Consider the following 703-nt stretch of genomic DNA (forward strand, 5'->3'; position numbering starts at 1 on the left):
AAGCTGCGATGTCACGAACTTGTTCAGCTGCAACATAGTTAGCTGGGTTGTCACCTTTAGCATCGTCTTGGTTTTCATATGCCCAACCGATGTTTAAGAAGATGTATAATGGACGGTCTGTAGCTTCTGCTAATGTTGTGTACTCGTCAATGATGTAGCCGTAGAATGAGCTTCCGCTTACTTTGATAAGTTGGATGTCAGCAATTCCACTTGCTTGCTCAACAACTTCTGTTCCGCTAGCAGTACGTGCTACTTCAACAGTTGCAGTTGCATACTCGTTACGTGATTTACGGAATACTAAATCACTTGTTACAACACCTTTGTCTGTTCCAACTTGAATGTCGTCGAATGCATATTCTTTTGCTTCTAATCTTACTGCATCTAAATGAGAGTATTTAGCTAAGAATGCTTCACACACATATTGTAAGAAACCTTCTAATGTAGCTCCTTCGTATGATGCTGCATGACGTTGGATGAAGTTTTTCATTGAGTCAGTAGCAACTACTAAGCTGTTGTCTCCTTCTGTGAAAGAAGTTAAAAGTTGCTCACCTTTAAGTGCTACTTTAGCGTTCATACCGAAAATTGTGTTGTGCTTTTCAGTGAAGTTTGATTCTGGAATTTGTTTTAAACCTTTTAATGGGTTTGCATAAGTTCTGAATACGTATACGTCGCCTTTACCATAAAACATTGTTCTTTCTGCCAT

General features: G+C 39.1%; 1 protein-coding gene. It reads right to left on the bottom strand.

All coding sequences use genetic code 11. The annotated features are described in order from the left end of the window. The coding region (gene pucL, locus BFA01S_RS21590; protein ID WP_066235706.1) for a factor-independent urate hydroxylase at positions 1-703 on the bottom strand (703 nt) is incomplete at its 3' end.

Source organism: Metabacillus fastidiosus NBRC 101226 (assembly GCF_001591625.1).
Taxonomy (GTDB): Bacteria; Bacillota; Bacilli; order Bacillales; family Bacillaceae; genus Metabacillus; species Metabacillus fastidiosus.